The 20,265-nt window shown below is 32.5% G+C and carries 9 protein-coding genes and 1 pseudogene; 9 read left to right on the top strand and 1 reads right to left on the bottom strand.

Annotated features, from left to right (window positions below; all coding sequences use genetic code 11):
• Window positions 1-282 precede the first annotated feature (282 nt).
• Together HMPREF3264_RS11400 and HMPREF3264_RS13020 are read left to right on the top strand one after the other, a co-directional pair.
• A complete protein-coding gene (locus tag HMPREF3264_RS11400) occupies window positions 283-9,189 on the top strand; it encodes a SasC/FmtB family protein (RefSeq protein ID WP_256323988.1) in 8,907 nt (2,968 codons plus the stop codon).
• A complete protein-coding gene (locus tag HMPREF3264_RS13020) occupies window positions 9,162-11,399 on the top strand; it encodes a DUF1542 domain-containing protein (protein WP_256323987.1) in 2,238 nt (745 codons plus the stop codon). The genes HMPREF3264_RS11400 and HMPREF3264_RS13020 overlap by 28 nt, the downstream gene beginning before the upstream one ends.
• Window positions 11,400-11,495: 96 nt before the next feature.
• Here the strand turns inward: HMPREF3264_RS13020 and HMPREF3264_RS11395 are convergent.
• Window positions 11,496-12,740: pseudogene (locus HMPREF3264_RS11395) on the bottom strand (NAD(P)/FAD-dependent oxidoreductase); the annotation flags it as partial.
• A 330-nt stretch (window positions 12,741-13,070) separates the two neighbouring features.
• On the opposite strand from HMPREF3264_RS11395, the gene HMPREF3264_RS11390 reads away from it, so the two are divergent.
• The 7 genes from HMPREF3264_RS11390 to trmB all read left to right on the top strand — a co-directional run bounded on the left by HMPREF3264_RS11390 (window position 13,071) and on the right by trmB (window position 20,239).
• Entirely contained in the window at window positions 13,071-14,732 is a 1,662-nt protein-coding gene (locus tag HMPREF3264_RS11390; RefSeq protein ID WP_002443461.1) for a putative polysaccharide biosynthesis protein, read from the top strand.
• Complete coding sequence (locus tag HMPREF3264_RS11385; RefSeq protein WP_002443460.1) at window positions 14,729-15,421, top strand: pseudouridine synthase; 693 nt, start codon at window positions 14,729-14,731, stop codon at window positions 15,419-15,421. The genes HMPREF3264_RS11390 and HMPREF3264_RS11385 overlap by 4 nt, the downstream gene beginning before the upstream one ends.
• 21 nt (window positions 15,422-15,442) lie before the next feature.
• On the top strand, window positions 15,443-15,868 hold the full coding sequence (locus HMPREF3264_RS11380; RefSeq protein WP_002443458.1) for a YtxH domain-containing protein: 426 nt from the start codon (window positions 15,443-15,445) through the stop codon (window positions 15,866-15,868).
• Between the two features lie 261 nt (window positions 15,869-16,129).
• Window positions 16,130-17,539, top strand: a complete 1,410-nt coding sequence (pepV, locus tag HMPREF3264_RS11375) for a dipeptidase PepV (RefSeq protein WP_002443456.1) — start codon at window positions 16,130-16,132, stop codon at window positions 17,537-17,539.
• A gap of 3 nt (window positions 17,540-17,542) precedes the next feature.
• A complete protein-coding gene (dat, locus tag HMPREF3264_RS11370; RefSeq protein WP_070873381.1) occupies window positions 17,543-18,391 on the top strand; it encodes a D-amino-acid transaminase in 849 nt (282 codons plus the stop codon).
• A 399-nt stretch (window positions 18,392-18,790) separates the two neighbouring features.
• On the top strand, window positions 18,791-19,582 hold the full coding sequence (locus HMPREF3264_RS11365) for a phosphotransferase family protein (RefSeq protein WP_037541515.1): 792 nt from the start codon (window positions 18,791-18,793) through the stop codon (window positions 19,580-19,582).
• A gap of 12 nt (window positions 19,583-19,594) precedes the next feature.
• On the top strand, window positions 19,595-20,239 hold the full coding sequence (trmB, locus tag HMPREF3264_RS11360) for a tRNA (guanosine(46)-N7)-methyltransferase TrmB (RefSeq protein ID WP_070873380.1): 645 nt from the start codon (window positions 19,595-19,597) through the stop codon (window positions 20,237-20,239).
• Window positions 20,240-20,265 lie beyond the last annotated feature (26 nt).

Here is a 20,265-nt window from a genome sequence, read left to right as displayed (position 1 = left end):
AGACAATTAATTATGTCCCAGCCTTTTTTTATGCAGAAAATAATTACCACAATATTTATCGCTTCGGAAATCAAAATTTTAATTATATTTTATTAATAGGTTAAAATTATTTTTACCAATACTAGATTTTGAATATTATAGTTGATAAAATTAAAAAGACTTAAAAAGATTGTGTTTAATTATAGTGTGAGCAAACTTGAATTGAGTCAGTATACATCATGTGATAAAAGACTACTTTCATTTAACAGACAACAAAGAATTAACATCTAGGAGGACAATTAAATGAATCTATTTAGAAAACAGAAATTCAGTATAAGAAAATTTAACATTGGTATCTTTTCTGCATTAATTGCTACTGTAACTTTTTTAGCGCATCCAGGACAAGCTTCTGCTGCAGAACTAGATTCGACTCAGTCTAATAATCCAGAAGGCACTACATTGGAAGAGACTGCGCAACCATCACAAGAACCTAATGTAAATCCCCAAGCAAATAATGAAATTGATCAAAGCAATGTTAATCAAGCTACTGATAATCAATTACCAAATAATGCTCAAGACAATGCACAAGCTCAAAGTAATGATACAGAACAAACACAATCACAAAACGCTAATAATGAAATTAATCAATCCAGTAAAGAAAATAATGCGTCTGACGCCAATACACTTCCAACAAATGAAAATAGTGAAAATGACATACATGTTGATAAATCAACACAACATCATATAGAAGCAAAATCTGAAACCAAATCTAAAAAAGATGTTAAAAATACATCTCAACCTATCACACCAGATGCTAAAGCAGTTATTGAAGAGTCTGATATTCCTAAGAAAAGAAGTAGAAGAGAAACACCATTATATTCAAGTCCATCAACTACGAATAATTTAAATGATGATAGTTTAAATACAGATCCTAATTTGAATAATACAGGACGTCGCAGCCCTAAAATGATTTTAACCTTTGATGACACAGGTATCACTACAAGTCCAGATAGACGAAATCCTAAGGTTACAGTTGTAAATCATCTTGATGGATTTAATTTAATAGATGGTGGTAGCGTTGGATTTATAAATGCAATCGCTGAAAGAACAAGTGTATTTGATTCTGGTGATCCTAAAAACTATCAAGCCCAAGGTAACGTATTAGTACTTGGTAGAGCCAAAGCTTCCAATACAAATGATCATGGAGATTTCAAAGGGATTGAGAAAGAGATGACTGTCAATCCGAATTCCGAAGTAGTATTCGAATTTAATACGATGACAACTCAGAATAGTCAAGGTGGAACAAACCTAGTTATTAAAGATGCTGATACAGATCAAGAGTTATTAAATCGACTTATTCAAGGTGGATATTTATATCGTTTATTTAATGTTCCTAATAATGTCAGAAATATTAAAGTTCAATTTAGACCTAATAATGAAGTGATGACAAAACTTAATGGTGTTAGAACACTTAGTGACGGATATAAATACTATGACTTCATCGATACAATTGGTATAAACTCAGGTTCACATTTATATATTAGCAACAGAAATATCAATGCAACAGCTAAAAATAATACTGAATTTACAGTTGCGACGACTGTTACAAATGATGGGAATACATCTGCTTCATTAAAAGACGATGACTTCGTTTATACTTTACATTTACCGGAAGGTATTCAATATGTGGACAATTCATTAACTGTAAGTACGCCAAATGGAAACGTTGCTGGTCAAACCCTCAATCCTATGAATGTGACTTATGATAGAAACAATAACACTGTAACAATTAAAAGTAGAGGTTTAAATTCAAATGGCGCTAAAGTGGATGACAGTAGGTTAGTTGCTAAAAAGGCTTTAAGATTACAATATAAACTTAGAGTCAATAACGTAGATAAACCTAAAACAGTACAATTTATAGATAATTTTAGTTATAAAACAAATGCTGAAGAAGCAATGAATGGAGAAATAAATACTAGTACTGTTAATTCAACGCCATATAATGTGGATATTGTAATGAACAAAGATCAACTACAATTACAAGTTGATCAAGAGGTCGTTCCTTCGAATTATACGTATGCTTCAGTTCAAGCTTATAATAGATTAAAACAACAAGCACAACCTATTCTTGATGAAGAAGCAGATGGTGTAGAAGTTGCTGACAGAAAGTCTCAAGCAGAGATCGATGCACTAACACAAAAAATGTCAACAACACTAATAAATAGATTAGAGGCTGCCCGTCAAATCAATGACAAAGCACGTGAAATGATTAGAACTAACAATCAAAATGATGAACTTACTGATGATGAAAAAGAGCAAGAAGAGGAAAATATTGATCAACATAAACAAACATATTTAAATAAAATAGATGATCAATTAACTAATGAAGGTGTTACTAGTGTAGTAGATGAAGGGATTGCTACTTTGAATAATGATATTGCAGTGCCTCAAACTAAGCCTAATGCGCGAACAGCAGTCAATAATAAAGTGACTGAACAAAAAGCACTTATCAATCAAAATACTGAAGATACGAATGAAGAAAAAAATGTCGCAATTCAAAAAGTTGAAGAACATTCAACTGATGCACTTAGTAAAATTGATGAGGCTCAGTCAGATTCTGATGTTAATACAGCAAGAGATGAAGGGATTAATCAAATTAGTTCTGACGTACCTCAACCTCAACAGAAAGCCAAAGCGCGAGAGATCATTAATCAAAAAGCACAAGATAAAGTCAATGAAATTAATAATAATGCACAAGCCACTCAAGATGAGAAAAATTCTGCTATTGATAATGTAAATCAAGCTAAGGAACGCGCATTACAAAGTATTACTAACGCAGATACAAATGATAAAGTTGATTCCGCTAAAAATGATGGTGTGAGTGAAATAGGTCAATTAACTGTCACACCTATTAAGAGACAAAATGCCATTGATGAAATCAATGCGAAAGCTCAACAACAAAAGCAAGTTATTCAACGAAATACTGAAGCAACAAATGAAGAGAAAACAACCGCTGAAAATTCAGTAGATCAAGCTGTGGCGACTGCGACAGCAAGCATTAATGGAGCAAATACAAATGATGAAGTAGATCAAGCTCAAAGTAATGGTGATAATGCAATTACTGCAATCAATCCAGTTGCAAAAATTAAGCAAGATGCACGTCAAGCGATTGAAGCAAAGGCTCTAGCACAACAACAACAAATTAATTCAAACAATCATGCGACGACAGAAGAAAAACAAGAAGCGCTCACTAATGTTAATACGCATAAACAAGAGGCGTTAAGTAATATTGATAAGTCACATTCAAATCATGAAGTTCAGACTGCACAACAAAACGGTATAAACACGATTAATCAAGACCACCCTCAAGCTTTGAAAAAGCCACAAGCGATTTCGGAATTGAATCAAAGTGCAGAACTGAAAAAACAAAATATTAATCAAACGCCTGATGCCACTGATGAAGAGAAATCAGCGGCAAATAATCAAGTGGATCAAGCTTTAGCTGAGGGCATTCAACAAATAAATCATGCCGATGGAAATAACGATGTTGACAATGCTAAAAATAATGCGACACAAGCACTCACTAATGTAACTGTAAATGTTCAGAAGAAACCTCAAGCTAAGAAAGCTCTTTCAGCAAAAGCTACTGAAAAACTTAATGCAATTAATACTGATAATGAAGGTACAAATGAAGAAAAAGCTACGGCTACACAAAGTGTTACTGACGCTAAGACAAATGCTGAAAAACAAATTAACCAAGCTACTTCTAATCGTGATGTAGATGTTGCAGAGAATACTGGAATCAATAATATTAATAGTATTCGTCCTGTATTCACTAAAAAGCAACAGGCTCGCGCTCAAATTAATGATAAGTTTAATGCAAAAGAAGCTGATATTAATAACACACCAGGTGCAACACAAGAAGAGAAAAACGAAGCCATCACTAAATTAACTCAAGCTAAAGATAATGCTTTACAACAAATCAACCAAGCGCAAACGAATGACAATGTTGATGCGGCTCAAAATGATGGTATACAAGCTCTTGAAAACGTAAATACAAATGTAGCAAAGAAACAACAAGCTAAAAATGACATCAATCACGTTGCTACTCAACATAAGCAAGCGATTCAGAATAATGATGATGCAACAAATGAAGAAAAAGAAGTAGCAAATAAATTGGTAGACGCAGCGATTAACAAAATTAACACCAATATTGATAATTCGACTACTAATGCACAAGTAGATAATGCAGTTAATGATGGTACTCAAACTATCAACGCCATTACGCCTGCAACTACAGTTAAATCAAATGCTAAAAATGAAATAGATAGTCAGACTGCTAATAAAAAAGTTAAGAACCAAAAAGCTACTGATTCAACGGATGAAGAAATAGAAGAAGCAAATCGTAAAGTAGAAGAAGCGCAAACTGAAGCGAAAAATAATATCCAAATTGCTAATACTAATGATTTAGTTAATGAAGCAAAATCAAATGGTATTAGTACAATAAACGCAATAACGCCTGCAACTACAGTTAAAACAGATGCTAGAAAAGCAATTCAAGACAAAGCAACTGAACAAATAGAATTAATTAAGGCAACGCATGATGCTACAAATGAAGAGAAACAAGCAGCTATTGCAAAAGTGAAGAGTGAATTAGCAAAAGCACAAGCACAAATTAATGCAGAACATACTACACAAACAGTAAATGATGCTAAAACTAATGCATTATCAGCAATTGGACAAATTACTGCTCAACCTATTGAAAAACAAGCTGCCAGAGATGCCATTAATCAAAAAGCAAATGAACAAAGTACAGCCATTAATGCTAATAATAACGCTACAGATGAGGAAAAAGCAGAAGCCAATACTAGAGTGAATGATGCTAAACAAACTGCTTTAAATGCTATCGACAATGCAACTACAAGTCATGATGTAAGTACTGCTAAGACTAATGGAACAACTAGTATTGGAAATGTAGTTCCTTCAACTAACACTAAAACAAATGCTAAAAATGACATCGACACTGCTTTAAATAAACAAATTGAAACAATTAATGCTCATAATACGGCTACAACAGAAGAAAAAGAAGCAGCTGTTCAAATAGCTAACCAAAAAGCGACTGAAGCTAAAGAGAATATTCAAAATGCGCATAATAATGAAGGTGTAAATCAAGCTAAAACTAATGGTATTGATCAATTAAATAATGTAGAGCCTAATGCAATACAAAAAGATGAAGCTAAACAAGCAATCCAAAATAAGAAAAATGATCAAAATAATGCAATTAACGCTACACCTAACGCAACGGATGAAGAAAAAGAAGCAGCTAAAGTGAAGGTTACTGAAGCTGGACAATTAGGTGACAGTAAAGTAGATCAAGCTCAGACTAATCAACAAGTTACTAATGCTAAAACTGAAGCAGTCAATAATATTGATAATATTCGTCCGAACGTTGTTAAAAAGCCAGCAGCTAACAAAGAAATTGATGCTAAGTTTGAAGAATTGAAACAAGCGATTTATGCAACACCTAATGCAACTACTGATGAAAAGAATGAAGCAATCCAACAATTAATTGCTAAAAAAGAAGAAATTAAAAATCAAATAAGCCAAGATAATAAAAATGATCAAGTAGAGCAACACAAAGTAAATGGTTTACAAGAATTAGAAAATATTCACGTAAATCCAGTTAAAAAATCGGAAGCTATTAAAGCTGTTGAAGAAAAAGTTAATTCTCAAAATGGTTTAATCACTAATAATAATGACGCTACAGATGAGGAAAAAGCAAATGCCAAACAACTTGTAGTAGCAGCTAAAAATAAAGCCGTCACTAATATTAATGAATCACAAACAAATGACCAAGTAGATAACGCTAAAGATTCAGGGATGAATGAGATTGGTGCAATTCAACCAGCTACAACAATTAAATCTGATGCCAAAACAGCTATAGATCAAAAAGCACAACAACAAGCAACGATTATTGATGGAAATAATGATGCAACTGATGAAGAGAAAACTGAAGCTAAAAATTTAGTTAAAGCAGCTAAAACAGAAGCAAAAGAAAATATAACAAAACAACATACAACTAGTGAAGTCAACGATGTAAAAGCAACTGGATTAGACAAAATTAATAACATACAACCTGCTACAACTGTAAAAACAAATGCTAAACAAGATTTACAACGTAAAGCGGACGAACAGAAAGAACAAATTAATCAAACTCTTAATGCTACAGAAGAAGAAAAACAAGAAGCAATTACTAAAGTTAACACAGCATTAGCTGAAGCTACTCAAAAGATTAACCAAGCGCATTCAACAAACGATGTAAATTCAGCTAAAAACGAGGGCATAAACACTATTAATGGTATCCATCCAACAGTTGCTAAGAAACAAAACGCAATTAATGAACTTACTCAAAAAGCAAGTGAACAAAAAACATTAATTTCAAATAATAACGACGCTACGGATGATGAAAAAAATCAAGCTAAAGAATTAGTGGAAACTAAACTAGCTGAAGAAATTCAGAACATTAATAATAGTACAAGAGATGCACAAGTAGATGATGTTAAAGATCGAGCTATAAATGAAATTAATGCTATTAATGCTCAAGCTCATAAAAGACAAGATGCAATCAATACGTTAACTGCACAAGCAGAAAGTAAAAAAGCTGATATTAGAAATAATAAGGATGCTACAACAGAAGAGAAAAATACTGCTATTCAAACTATTGACGCTGCTTTAACTCAAGCTAGAAATAATATTAACGGAGCTCAAACAAATGCAACAGTTGATGAGAAATTAGAAGAGGCTAAACAATCATTACAGCAAATTGAAGTTACACCTCAAATGAAACCTAATGCCAAAGCAGAGATTACAAATGCAGTTAATAAACAAAGAGAAGCAATTAATAGCAATCAAAATGCAACAACTGAAGAAAAAGAGGCTGCACTTCAACAACTAAATCAAGAAGCAGCTATAGCAAACAATAATATCCAAGAAGCATTAGCAAATCAAAATGTTACTGACGCTAAAAATAACTCGTTAAATGCTATTTCAAATGTTCAACCTATATTAGTTAAAAAACCTGCAGCTAACGATGTAATTAATAAGAAAGCATCTGAACAAACAGAATTAATTAATAATAACCAAGACGCTACAACAGAAGAAAAACAAGCTGCATTAACTAAACTAGATGCAGTTAAAAACACAGCTTTAGAAAATATAAATCAAGCACATTCGAATGAAGATGTTCAAGAAGCAGAAAATGCAGGAGTAGCAGAAATATCTAAAATTGTTCCAGAAACAACTGTTAAACAAAATGCTAAACAAGAAATAGAACAAAATGCTAAAAATCAAGTTGATATAATTAATGGCAATCCTAAGGCAACAGTTGAAGAAAAAACAGAAGCTATAAACAAAGTAAATACAGCAAAAGTAGAAGCAATAAAAAATATAACAAATGCTACAACAACTCAATTAGTTCAAGATGCCAGAGATAATGGGAACGAGACTATTACACAAATTGAACCAGAAACAGCTGTTAAAACAAATGCAATTCAAGCAATTTCTACTGCAGCTAAAGATAAAAATAATCTTATTGATCAAACTGCAAATGCAACTGCAGAAGAAATGGAAGAAGCAAACAATAAAGTAGATCGTCTCCAAGAAGAAGCAGATGCAAATGTAACTAAAGCTAATACAACGGATGAAGTCAATAATATTAAAGTTCAGGCACTTCAAAATATTAATGCTGTCCAACCAGAGGTTGTTAAAAAGCAAAATGCTAAAAATGAATTAAATCAATACGTTGAAAAACAAAAACAAGTTATTGAAAGTACTCCAGATGCTACTAAAGAAGAAAAAGATGAAGCGAAAAAATTACTTAATAATGAAGTAGCTTCAGCAACCGGAGCAATTAATAACGCATATCATAATAGTGAGGTAGAAACAGCACTCAATGATGCGAAACCAAAAGTAGAAGCTATTGTACCTAAAGTAAGAAAGAAACGTTCAGCTTTAGATGAATTACAAGCTACTGCAGATAATCAAATCCAGAATATCAATCAAAACACTGAAGCTACAGTTGAAGAAAGAAATGAAGCATTAGCTAAAGTAAATACAGCGCTTGAAGAAGCTAAAGCCAACATTAATAATGCTCAAACTAATGATGAAGTAGATAATCTTAAAGCTTCTAATACTCAAAAGATTGAACAAATTCAACCAGTGACTGCGGTGAAAGCAGATGCTAGAAAAGCTTTAAATGAAAAAGCTCAAGAACAAAATGTCGCAATAGATAATAATCCAAATGCAACTATAGAAGAAAAAATTGCAGCGAAAGAATTAGTAAAACAAGAACTTGAAACTGCTAAATATAGAGTGAATCATGCAAATACAAACCAAGATGTTCAAGACGTGGTAACTTCTGATTCTAATACAATCGCTCAAATCCAGCCTGCTACTAAGATTAAAGATGATGCTAAAGCTGATGTAAATGCAGAAAATGCTAAAAAGCAACAAGAAATTGCTAATAATAATGAAGCTACTACTGAAGAAAAAGATGTAGCTCAACAGCAATTAAATCAAGTTACAAATAATACTAATCAAGCTATTTTAGATGCGCCAGATACAAATCAAGTTAATGTAGAAAAAAATAAAGGCGTAAATTCTATTAGAGATATCAATCCTCAAATAGTCAAAAAGCCAACTGCTAAAGCAGAAATTGATAAAGTAGCTAAAACTAAGAAAGAGGAAATAAATCAAATACCAAATGCAACAACAGATGAAACACATCAATCTTTAAATCAATTAAATCAAGTTGTACAAGAAGCAAAAAATCAAGTTGACCAAGCTCAAACAAATGCACAGGTAGATCAAGCGCAACAAGATGGTGTAAATAAAGTCACTAATTTAAAACCAGCAGTTGCTAAAAAACAATCAGCAATTGATGAAATAAACCAAGCAAAACAAAATAGAATTGATGAAATTAATCAAGCATTTAGTGCTACAGATGAAGAAAAAGAAACTGCTAAACAATTTATAAATGATGAAGCACAAAAAGCACTCAGTCAAATTAATAGTGCTAATACTAATGCTGATGTCGATACAGCTAAAAATTCAGGATTGAACACTATTAATCAATACACTCCTGATTTTAGTAAGAAGAAAAATGCTACTTTAAATTATATGATGTGGTTGATGCGCAAGAGGCCATTATAAATGCTTTCCCTGATGCTACTGAAGATGAAAAGCAAGATGCAATTAATAAAGTAGAAGCACTTTTATTAGATGCTAAAAAGCAAATTGCACATGCTGAGAACAATAAACAAGTTGATGACATTTATAATGATGCTTCAAATCAAATCAAAGCGATTGTACCTGATGTAATTACTAAATCAAACGCCAGAGATGTGCTTAAATCTTTAGCAAATCAACTTATTCGTACATTTGAACATACACCAGATGTTACTGATGAAGAGCGTAATGATGCTATTAGTCATGTTAAAGATCAATTAAATGCCGTATTAGGTGCAATTGATAAAGATACGCGAGATGTTCAAGTTGCCCAAGAAAAAATATTTGGATTAAATGATCTAAATAGTATTGTTATCAACGTTATCCAAAAACCGACTGCTAGAAAAGCTGTAAATAAAAAAGCAGAAGAGGTTAACGGTTCAATTAACAATACGCCGAATGCAACAGATGAAGAAAAACAAGTTGCATTGGATAAAGTGACATCTATTGTTAATGATGCGAATGATAAAATACGTAATGCTAAAGCGGATAGTGAAGTTCTAACTGCAAAAACTGAAGCTATTACTTTACTTTCAGCTGTGAGTCCAGTGGTGGAAGCTAAACCTTCAGCTTTATCAGAAATCCAACAACAAGCAACAAATCAAAAGGCTCAAATAAATCAAAATAGTGAAGCGACTAAAGAAGAAAAAGAAGCGGCTATACAATTAGTAGATCAATATGTTAAACAAGGTGAAGATAGACTCGATGTAGCAACTAAAAATCAACAAGTACAAGAAATCAAAGATGATATCAAAGAAAAGATTTCAAATGTTACACCGTTAGTTAAAGTAAAACCTGAAGCATTAAAACAAATTTTAGCTAAGTTAGATAACCAAAGAGATTTAATCAACAATAACGCTGAAGCAACGGATGAAGAAAAAGCTGCCACAATCGATAAAATAGTTGAAGCTTCAACTAAGTTTGCTACAAAAATTGATAATGCAACTACAAATGAATCCGTAGAAAATGCTAAAAATCAAAGTATTGAAGAAATAGCGATGATTTTACCGGAAGTGAGTAAAAAACCTCAAGCTAAGTTAGAATTGAAACAAAAAGCAGATGAAATTCGTGCTACGATTAATTCAAATAACGATGCAACTAAAGAAGAAAAGAACGCAGCTATCAATACTCTAGATGGATTATTAGCAAAAGCGAATGAAGCAATTCAAAATGCTCAAACAAATGCAGAAGTAGATAAAGCTAAAGAACTTGCATTACCAGATATTCAAGCCGTTAAAGTATTAGCAGTTGTTAAACCGCAGGCTAAAAATCAAATTCAAGCTATTTTTGATAGAAAACAAAGTAAGTTTGAAACAAATAAAGAAGCAACTAAAGAAGAAAAACAAAAAGCTTTAGATGAACTTTTGAGTGTTATTAAATCAATCAATAATTCAATTCAAAATGCTCATACAAATGCAGAAGTTACCGAATCCCTTAACGATGGTATTGCTAAATTAGATGCGATAGAAATCACAGCACGTAAAAAAGCATTAGCAAATACTTATTTACAAGGACTTAGTGATGAAAAAATTCATGAAATCGAATCAGATAATGACGCTACAATAGAAGAAAAACAAGTATTTACTAGTAAAGTTAAAGCGTTATTAAATCGAATTCAATTACAAATTGCTGAAGCAGAAACTAATGAAGATGTAGATAATAGCGTTAAAAACTTCAAAATTGAATTAAACAAATTAGACTTAAAAGCACATAAAAAACTAGCCGCTAAACAAAGAATTCAACAAAAAGCGAATGAAATCATCCAAATCATTGAAGCTAATAATAATGCGAGTGCACAAGCTAAATTAGCTGCAAAAGCTTTAGTTTCTAAGATATTAGATGACGCTTACGAAGAAATCAATGAAGCAAACCATGATGCAACAGTTGACGAAATAGTTAAAAAAGCGATTGAAAAACTTAATGCTGTCAAAGTTAAAGAAGATCTCAACGTTTCAAATGAGCCTTCTAAAGACACTTCTAATTGCGATAGTGAAACTAACACAACTCAAGAAACTGTTGATCAATTACCAGATACAGGAGATTCAAATGATTCTGCACCATTAGCAGGAGCAGCGCTTATCTCAGGATTAGCTTTATTAGCAGCACGTAAGTCTAAAAAAGATAAAAATGCATAAAAAATAGACTCATCTCAATAAAAAAATTAAACCTTCTAGGTAACAAAACTTGTTACTTAGAAGGTTCTTTTTCAATTTGTTATTCAATTCTGTAGTGAAAGAGCCGGCGTACGTACCAGCTACATGACCAGTTACTAAAGCGCTCGTAATATTGTAGCCGCCAGTATAACCATGTATATCTAATACTTCACCACATAAAAATAATCCCGGTACAATTTTAGACATCATCGTTTTAGGTTGAATTTCTTTTAATGACACACCACCACCTGTGACAAAGGCTTTATCTAAAGGTTGGGTGCCATTAACAGTAAACGTAAATCCTTTTAAATTAGAGATAAAATCGTTGAACTGTTGATTAGATAAATGGTGCGAAGTTGTTTCATCATCTATTTGAGATTGTTCTAACATAAATAGTAAATATCGTTCTTCTATAAGACCACGTAAGCTATTTTTCAAGTATTTATCTGGTTCTGCATCTAATAAAGATTTTACTTTCTGAGTGAGTTGGTCATTATTTAAATCAGGAAAAACATCTAATTGCATTTTAATATCTTGCTTCTTCTGATTTTTTTGTTCTTTATATACGAATTGGCTACATCTTAAAGCAGCTGGACCGCTAACTCCAAAATGTGTGAAAATCATATCCATTTGATGACTAATTCTTTTTTTACCATTTTTCTTTAATACTAATAATTCGACATCTTTTAAGCTCAAACCTTTGAGTTGCTTTGATTTAATAAAAGGTTCGTTCGATGTAATAGGAACCTCAGTGGGGAAAAGCTCTGTGATAGAATGACCCAACGATTCGGCAAACTTATAGCCGTCGCCTGTTGATCCAGTTTGTGGTACTGAAGTACCGCCAGTAGCAATAATTAATGAATGACTTTTAAATTCACCATTTTGCGTTTTGACATAAAAAATATCGTTCTCATAAGAAACGTTAGTTACTGGGGTCTCTTCCATCACTTTAACTTGATTATTTTTTATTTGTTGGACTAACGTATCCACCACATCTTGAGCTTTATTTGATACTGGAAACATGCGTCCATGATCTTCTTCTTTTAACTTAACACCACGACTTTCAAAAAAGTCGATGATTGATTCATTGTCAAAGACAGAAAAAGGGCTGTATAGAAATTTACCATTACCTGGAATATTTTTAATAATTTCCGCATAGGGGAGGCGATTTGTCACATTACAACGACCGCCACCTGAAATTTTTAATTTTCGACCTAAACCTTTTTTCTTTTCAATTAACAACACATTGTCACTAACTTCACTTGCGGCTACTGCAGCCATTGATCCACTAGGGCCACCGCCAATAATTATAGTTTGATACATTGAGTTACCTCCATATCTTCTTAGTACTATTGTATAAGACTGATTCAGTATATTCTAATAAAATTAAGGTATGAGATGACAAAGTGTAAAAATGTAATTATAATATAAAACTTGGAACCTTCTATATATTAAGAAGGAAAATAGCAACGTTTTTCTACAATTAACAAGCTTTTTAAAAACTTATTGACTTTAAAGTCTAAAAAGTAGGAATTAAAAGACAAACATCTATTATTTTGTGATATATTTTTAAGTAATGCAAGATAATAAGTCAGTTTAAAACAACATGAAACAAATAAACTTTAATAAATTTTTAAGATTGGAAGATAGGTAATGAGTGAAAGTAAAGAAATGGTTCGAGGAACCTTCTTAATTACATTGAGTATTTTAATTACTAAAGTATTAGGTGTCTTATTCATTATTCCATTCACTTCTTTAATAGGTGGACAAGAGAATATGGCTCCTTTTACTTATGCTTACGCTCCTTATAATATAGCAATTGCTGTAGCAACAGCCGGCGTACCTTTAGCTGCTTCGAAATATGTAGCTAAATACAACGCAATAGGTGCTTATAAGGTGAGCCAAAAGTTTTATAAGTCTAGTTTTATTGTAATGAGTATTACAGGTATCATAGGCTTTCTTATTTTATACTTCTTAGCTCCATACATAGCAGAATTAACTTTATCACGTAATTCTCATGAGAAAAATGGTTGGTCTGTTGCAGATATCACTTGGATTATAAGAATTATCAGTATGGTAGTTATATTTATACCAGTACTAGCAACTTGGAGAGGTATCTTCCAAGGTTACAAGTCTATGGGACCAACAGCAGTTTCTGAAGTTACGGAACAAATTGCTCGTATTATTTTCATTTTAGTTGGAAGTTACTTAGCTTTAAATGTATTCAACGGAACGATTTTACAAGCAAATGGTATCGCTACATTTGCAGCGGCAATTGGTGCTATCGCAGGTATCATCACATTATGGTACTACTGGATTAAACGTAGAAGAAATATTAAACAGATGGTTGAATCTGATACTGCTAATTTAGATGTATCATATGGCGCTATGTATAAAGAAATTATTGCTTATAGTATTCCGTTCGTCATTGTCAGCTTGAATTTCCCATTATTCAATTTAGTAGATCAATTTACACATAACGGTGCATTAAGTTTAGTAGGCGTAAATCCAGTATTACAAGATACTTTCTTTAATATGTTAAATATGTCTACAAATAAAATTGTTATGATTCCAACGTCATTAAGTGCAGGATTTGCGGTGAGCTTAATTCCATACATTACTAAGACTTACGAAGAAGGGCGTCTTGATGAAATGCATAGACAAATTAGAACATCTATTGGGGTTCTAATGTTTATTACAGTTCCTGCAAGCATTGGTATCATGGCTTTAGCTCAACCTTTATTTACAGTTTTCTATGGTTACGATCCAATTGTTCACGGACATGATCCTAACTTTGACGGAAGTCGTTTATTATTCTACTATTCGCCAGTTGCGATACTTATTTCACTACTTAGTGTGACTGCTTCAATGCTTCAAGGTATTGATAAACAAAAATTAACAGTTTATGTTATTTTAGGTTCAGTTTTAATAAAACTAGCATTAAACTATCCATTAATTATGATGTTACACACGCCTGGTGCTGTTTTAAGTACGGCAATCGCATTATTATTCGCTAATGCATGTAACTTCTACATTCTTAAAAAATACGCTAAGTTTAAATTTAGCTATAGTTGGATTCATTTTGGAAAAATATTCTTATATTCTTTCATCATGATGATTGGTGTAGAAATCGTATTCTTTATACTTAAACTTTTCTTAGAACCAACACGATTTGGTTACCTTATTATCATAGCAGTGAGTGTTGTTGTGGGCGCACTCATTTACGGTGGTATTACAATTAAGAATAGATTAGCTGATGAGTTTTTAGGAGATATTCCTGGAAAAATTAGACGTAAAGTGACGTTTTTACAATGAGAATAGATAAATTTTTAGCAAACATGGGTGTAGGTACGCGTAATGAAGTTAAACAATTACTTAAAAAAGGTGCAGTCGAAGTAAACGATAAGAAAATTAAAACACCTAAAACGCATATCAATCCTAATGAAGACCATGTTACAGTGAATGGCTCAACCATTTCTTACATTGAGAATGTCTATATCATGCTAAATAAACCTAAAGGCGTGATTTCAGCCACAGAAGATGACTCGCATAAAACTGTCATAGATTTAATCCCTGAATATTCACATTTGGGGATTTTTCCTGTAGGAAGATTAGATAAGGATACAGAAGGTCTATTATTATTAACAAATGATGGTCAATTTAATCACGAATTAATGAATCCGAACAAACATGTTTCAAAAACATATGAAGTCGTTTCTAAATATCCAATTAAACAAGCAGATATTGAAGCGTTTGAATCAGGTGTTGAACTTTCAGACGGAAAAGTTAAACCCGCAAAGCTTATTAAAGGAAATGACCATCTTTCATATGTTACGATTTACGAAGGCAAATATCATCAAGTTAAAAGAATGTTTCATAGTATAGAAAATGAGGTATTAGAATTGAAACGTATTAAAATCGCCAATTTAGAATTAGATCAATCTCTAAATGATGGTGAATTTCGTTTTCTAAATGAACAAGATTTTAACAATCTTAAAAACTAATAAAGGAGAAGGTGTTTTATTATGGGTAAATGTACAAACTTATTTAGAATTGCATTAGGTATCGGTGGTGCTGTTGCAGCAGTTGCTTTAACTCGTAAAGACAGTCGCGATAAACTAAAAAATGAATATAACAAATATAAAGAAAATCCTGAATCATACAAAGCGAATGCTAAAGATTTAGCTAACCAAATCGGTAGCAAAGCGAATGAAACGATTCAAGAAGTAAGAAATAATCCAAAAGATTATGTAGATCGTATTAAAAACGATCCTAAAGCATTCTTTGAAGAAGAAAAATCTAAATTCACTGATTTAGATGATAAAAAAGCAGACGACTTAGAAGAAGGTAAGTTTGACGACGAAGGTGGCGCAACAACTTCTAATAATCTTAGAGTAGTCTCTGAAGAAGATTTAAAAAATAATAAAAATGCTTTAGAAGATAAGAAATAAGGCAGTTTTATACAACATGTGTCATCAGATTAAATTCTGGTGGCATTTTTTTATGCAATTTTTCCCACATAAAAGATTATAAAATAATTTCTCACCTGTACTTTCAAATTTAAATTCAAATCCAAAATGAACACTCATTTTGTAAAAAAGAATCAACCAAAAGAAAAAATTAAGTAATTTTTCTGACATCGTACTGTAGTTTCTCAGTAACATAATGTAAAATGGATATTAACTTATATAAAAAAAGGAAGTCGATCTCAAATGTGGAAAGAAAAGGTTCTAGAATATGAAAATCAAATGATTGATGATCTGAAAGGCTTATTATCTATTGAAAGTGTTAGAGATGATTCTCAAGCCTCAAATGAAGCACCAGTTGGACCGGGACCAAGAAAAGCTCTAGACTACATGTATCAAATTGCTGAGAGAGATGGTTTCTCAACACATGATGTGGATCACATTGCCGGACGAATTGAAGCAGGTAAAGGCGACGATGTTTTAGGTATTTTATGCCATGTCGATGTTGTGCCAGCTGGAGATGGATGGGATTCAGATCCGTTTGATCCAGTAGTTACAGATAATGCCATTATTGCAAGAGGTGCATTAGATGATAAAGGACCAACAATTGCTGCGTATTATGCTGTTAAGATTCTGAATGAGATGAATGTAGATTGGAAGAAACGTATTCATATGATTATTGGGACAGATGAAGAGTCTGACTGGAAATGTACAGATAGATATTTCCAAACTGAGGAAATGCCTACTTTAGGTTTTGCACCTGATGCTGAATTCCCAGCGATTCATGGTGAAAAGGGTATTACTACTTTTGATTTAGTTCAAAATAAAATGGCAGAAGATGCTGATGAGCCTGATTACGAACTCATTAGTTTTGAATCTGGTCAAAGATATAATATGGTTCCAGACCACGCAGAAGCACGCGTTCTAGTTAAAGAGAATATGACAGATGTCATTCAAAACTTTGAATACTTTATAGAACAACATCAACTTCAAGGTGAAAGTACAGTTGATAGTGGCATATTAATCTTAACTGTTGAAGGTAAAGCTGTTCACGGTATGGATCCTTCTCTAGGTGTCAATGCCGGTTCATATCTCCTTAAATTTTTATCATCACTCAACCTAGATAAAAGTGCTAAAGATTTTGTGGAATTTAACAATCGCTATCTGTTTAATTCTCATTTTGGTGAAAAAATGGGCATGAAATTCCATACAGATATCATGGGCGATGTAACTACAAATATTGGGGTTATAAAATATGACAACGAACAAGCTGGTAGATATGGCATTAACTTAAGATATCCAGAAGGGTTCGAATTCGAAGAAGCTATAGAAAGATTTACTAATGAAATTAAAGAACTAGGCTTTAGTGTTGAATTAGGCAAAGTTCAGAAACCTCATTACGTTGATAAGAACGATCCATTTGTAGAAAAGCTCGTTAAAGCATACAGAAATCAAACAGGCGATATGACTGAACCATATACTATTGGTGGCGGTACATATGCTAGAAATCTCGACAAAGGGGTCGCATTCGGTGCAATGTTTGAAGATACAGAAGATTTAATGCATCAAAAAAATGAGTACATGACTAAACAACAATTGATTGACGCAACAAGTATTTATTTAGAAGCAATCTATTCTTTATGTGTGGAGGAATAATCGATGACAAAAGTTTTTATTAATGGTGAATTTGTAGATGAAAAGGACGCTAAAGTATCATACGAAGATAGGGGCTATGTTTTTGGAGATGGGATTTATGAGTACATTCGTGCTTATGAAGGCAAATTATTTACAGTAAAGGAACACTTTGAAAGATTTTTGAGAAGTGCGAATGAAATTGGATTAGATTTGGAATACTCAGTTGATGAGTTAATAGAATTAGTACGCCAATTATTACATGAAAACAATGTTAAAAATGGTGGAATATATATTCAAGCTACAAGAGGCGTAGCCCCACGTGAGCATTCATTCCCCACACCTCCTGTTAAACCAGTAGTTATGGCATTTACTAAGAGCTACGACAGACCATATGAACAATTAGAAAATGGTATTTATACTGTTACAACAGAAGACATTCGTTGGCTTCGTTGTGACATCAAAAGTTTGAATCTACTAGGAAATGTTTTAGCAAAAGAATTTGCTGTTAAATATAATGCGACAGAAGCAATTCAACACCGAGGAGAAACAGTTACAGAAGGTGCTTCAAGTAACGTTTATGCTATTAAAGACGGTGCGATTTATACACATCCTATCAATAATTTTATTTTAAATGGTATTACGCGTCGTGTAATTAAATGGATTGCTGAAGATTATAATATTCCGTTTAAAGAAGAAACATTTACTGTTGATTTCTTGAAAAATGCTGACGAAGTCATCGTTTCTAGTACTTCTGCTGAAGTTATGCCTGTCATCAAAGTTGACGGTGAAAATATTGGTGATGGAAAAGTTGGTGAAGTAACACGTCAATTACAAGAAGGATTTAACAAATATATCAAATCTCATAGTATTTAAAGTTAAGAATATTAGAAATTTTAAAAACTTAAAAATCTTAATATAATTGTCTTATTTTTCCAGTATTTAGGAAGAAGAATGTGTTATAATTTAAAGCAAAGCGATTTAATGATTTTAGGGATGACGAACTAGTAAAATGTGTCATTTTGTTTCTCATTTTTAGTTGAAATGTACCCTTAAAAATTATAAAATCTTTTATGAGTGATAAATAAAGAACGGGCTGATTGATTAAAATATTTAGGGAATTTTATATTATCAAGCCAACTAAAAAACTGTTATCTAAATATCAATTGAGCGTAAGAGACAAAAAGAATATGCGCTTTTCTATAAATTAGAATATATGGCTCTTGAAAAATATATTTCTAGAGCCATTTTCTAATTGAAAGTGAGGTGAACGTGTTGGAGCAGTTTTATCAGTTAGGGTGGACACTTGACTCTGCTGGAGGAGCTTCTGGTGAAGCTTATATGGCTGAGCAAGATGGACAGAAATTATTTTTAAAACGTAATTCTAATCCTTTTATTGCAGCATTATCTGCAGAAGGAATTGTACCAAAACTTGTATGGACGAAACGTATTGAAACAGGAGAGGTAGTCACTGCGCAACATTGGAAAAATGGTCGTGAGCTTAAATCCGATGAAATGGATCAAACGAGAGTAGCACAACTACTTAATAAAATCCACAGTTCTAAACCACTACTTACTATGCTTAAACGCATGGAAATGGAACCCATTACTCCTGAAATCATGTTAAATAAAATAAATGCTTCTCTTTCCAGAGAAGTTTTAACCCACCATGTTGTGAGAAAAGCTTTAACTTATTTAGAGGACCATATACCTAATTTAGATTCACGCTTTTTTACTGTCGTACATGGTGACGTCAACCACAATAACTGGTTATTATCTGATAGAGATGAGTTATATCTAGTAGATTGGGAAGGCGCTATGATTGCAGACCCAGCTATAGATATTGGCATGCTGCTTTATAACTACGTTCCTCAATCTAAATGGTCAAAATGGTTCAAAACCTATGGCGTAGAAGAGAGTATGAATTTAAACAAACGTATGAAATGGTATACAGTGATTCAATCCATTGGTATGGTTCAATGGTATGAAGAACAAAAGCGCTATAAGGATATGAACTTGTGGCTAAAATTCTTAAATGAAGTGATGAATAGCAACTTATTTATATAAGGAGAAATTAAGATGAGAGTTCGATACAAACCTTGGGCAGAAGACTATTTAAAAGAACATCCTGATCTCGTTGATATGGATGGCACACATGCTGGTCACATGTCTGAGTGGTTTGACAAAGAACAACCTATTTATATAGAAATTGGTTCTGGCATGGGACAATTTATAACTACTTTAGCTTCCCGACATCCAGAAATTAACTTTGTGTCAATGGAACGAGAGAAAAGTGTGATGTATAAAGTTCTTGATAAAGCTAAAGAACTTCAGTTAACTAATTTGAAAATGATTTGCAACGATGCAATAGAGTTAAATGAATACTTTCAAGATGAAGAGGTTTCTAGAATTTATCTTAACTTTTCTGATCCGTGGCCTAAAAAACGTCATGCTAAAAGACGTCTGACATATCATACATATCTTGCTTTATATAAGCAGATTCTTAAAGAAGATGGTGAAATACACTTTAAGACTGATAATAGAGGACTTTTTGCGTTTAGTTTAGAAAGTATGTCTCAGTTTGGTATGTATTTCACTAAAATGAATTTAAATCTGCACGATGAAGATGACGAAGATAACATTCTTACTGAGTATGAAAAGAAATTTTCTGAAAAGGGTTCAAGAATTTATCGAATGGAAGCAAAATTTCATAAAAACTTTTAAATGTATTGGGAGTGGGACAGAAATAT

It is taken from the genome of Staphylococcus sp. HMSC62A08, from assembly GCF_001839105.1.
GTDB lineage: Bacteria > Bacillota > Bacilli > Staphylococcales > Staphylococcaceae > Staphylococcus > Staphylococcus caprae.
The sequence above is the reverse complement of the archived record's forward strand: the minus strand, read 5'-3'. Positions and strand labels throughout refer to the sequence as shown.

What these genes read in the sequence shown, in the direction of transcription:
- trmB (WP_070873380.1), top strand. Translation starts at nt 19,595, where the DNA reads ATGAGAGTTCGATACAAACCTTGGGCAGAAGACTATTTAAAAGAACAT.
- HMPREF3264_RS11385 (WP_002443460.1), top strand. Translation starts at nt 14,729, where the DNA reads ATGAGAATAGATAAATTTTTAGCAAACATGGGTGTAGGTACGCGTAAT.
- HMPREF3264_RS11390 (WP_002443461.1), top strand. Translation starts at nt 13,071, where the DNA reads ATGAGTGAAAGTAAAGAAATGGTTCGAGGAACCTTCTTAATTACATTG.
- dat (WP_070873381.1), top strand. Translation starts at nt 17,543, where the DNA reads ATGACAAAAGTTTTTATTAATGGTGAATTTGTAGATGAAAAGGACGCT.
- pepV (WP_002443456.1), top strand. Translation starts at nt 16,130, where the DNA reads ATGTGGAAAGAAAAGGTTCTAGAATATGAAAATCAAATGATTGATGAT.
- HMPREF3264_RS11400 (WP_256323988.1), top strand. Translation starts at nt 283, where the DNA reads ATGAATCTATTTAGAAAACAGAAATTCAGTATAAGAAAATTTAACATT.
- HMPREF3264_RS11380 (WP_002443458.1), top strand. Translation starts at nt 15,443, where the DNA reads ATGGGTAAATGTACAAACTTATTTAGAATTGCATTAGGTATCGGTGGT.